The following is a 1,527-nucleotide window of genomic DNA, read 5'->3' as shown; positions in this document are numbered from 1 at the left end:
GCCGTAGGCGATGTTGTCCCGGATGGTCCCGCCGAACAGCCAGGTGTCCTGCAGCACCATCCCCATCCGCGAGCGCAGCTCGTGCCGCGACATCAGCGCCACGTCCACGCCGTCGAGGGTGATCTTCCCGGCGTCGAGCTCGTAGAAGCGCATCATCAGGTTCACCAGCGTGGTTTTGCCCGCCCCTGTGGGCCCCACGATCGCCACGGTCTGCCCGGGTTCGGCCACCAGGTTCAACGAAGAGATCAGCGGCTTGTCCGGCGAATAGGCGAAGGACACGTCCTCGAACACCAGCCGTCCGCGGGTCGCCTCCGGTTTCAGCGGCACGTCCGGGTCGGTCAGCTGCTCCTCGGTGTCGAGCAGCTCGAACACCCGCTCCGCCGAGGCCACCCCGGACTGCAGCAGGTTCGCCATCGAGCCCAGCTGGGCCAGCGGCTGGGTGAACTGCCTCGAGTACTGGATGAACGCCTGCACATCGCCCAGCTGCATCGCCCCGGACGCCACCTGCAGGCCGCCCACCACGGCGATCCCCACGTAGACCAGGTTCCCGATGAACGTCATGGCGGGCATGATCAGCCCGGAAATGAACTGCGCGCCGAAGCTGGCCTGGTACAGCTCCGCGTTCTTCTGCCGGAACGTCTCCTCCACCTCGCGCTGCCGGCCGAAAACCTTCACCAGCGCGTGTCCGGTGTACGTCTCCTCGATCTGGCCGTTCAGCTCGCCGGTGTTCTTCCACTGGGCCACGAACAGCTTCTGTGAGCGTTTGGCGATCACCGCCGTCGTCACCAGGGTCAGCGGGATGGTCACCAGCGCGATGACGGCCAGCGTCGGCGAGAGGATCACCATCATCACCAGCACCCCGGCGACGGTCAGCACCGAGGTCACGGCCTGGCTGATGGACTGCTGCAGGCTCTGGGAGATGTTGTCGACGTCGTTCGTTACCCGGCTGAGGAGCTCGCCGCGCTGCACGGTGTCGAAGTAGCGCAGCGGCAGGCGGTTGATCTTCGCCTCGATCCGCGCCCGCAGCCGGAATACTGTGCGCTGCACGACGCCATTGAGGATATATGCCTGCATCCACATAAATGCCGAGGCCAGCACATAGAGCGCGAGCGCCCACAGCAGCACCGAGGACAGCGCGGCAAAGTCGATCCCGGTGCCGGGAGTCAACGCCATGGCGTTGAGCATGTCCGCTTTCTGGTTCTCCCCCGCGGCCCGCAGCTGCGCGATCAGCTGCGCTTTGGTCACGCCGGCGGGCAGTTGTTTGGACACGACGCCGGCGAAAATCAGGTTGGTGCCTTCGCCCAGCAGCCGGGGGCCGATCACCGCCAGCGTGACGCTCACGACGGCGAGGGCCAGTACCAGCGTCAGCCACAGCCGTTCGGGGCGCAGTTCGCCGAGCAGCCGCCGGGCGGAAGCACCGAAATTCATGGCCTTCTCCGCGGGGATGTTCATGCCCGCGAACGGGCCGCCGCGGCCGGGGCCGCCGGCCGGACGGGGAATCCGCAGCGGCGCGTCCTTGCCCTGCCC

Annotated in this window: 1 protein-coding gene; it reads right to left on the bottom strand. The window is 67.2% G+C overall.

Translation table 11 applies throughout. The annotated features are described in order from the left end of the window. A partial coding sequence (locus AC1DHD_RS16245; protein ID WP_476880692.1) for an ABC transporter ATP-binding protein occupies positions 1 to 1,527 on the bottom strand: 1,527 nt, incomplete at both ends.

This window comes from Arthrobacter sp. 05L45_2 (assembly GCF_056397525.1).
This window is presented reverse-complemented; position numbering and strand designations above follow the sequence as displayed.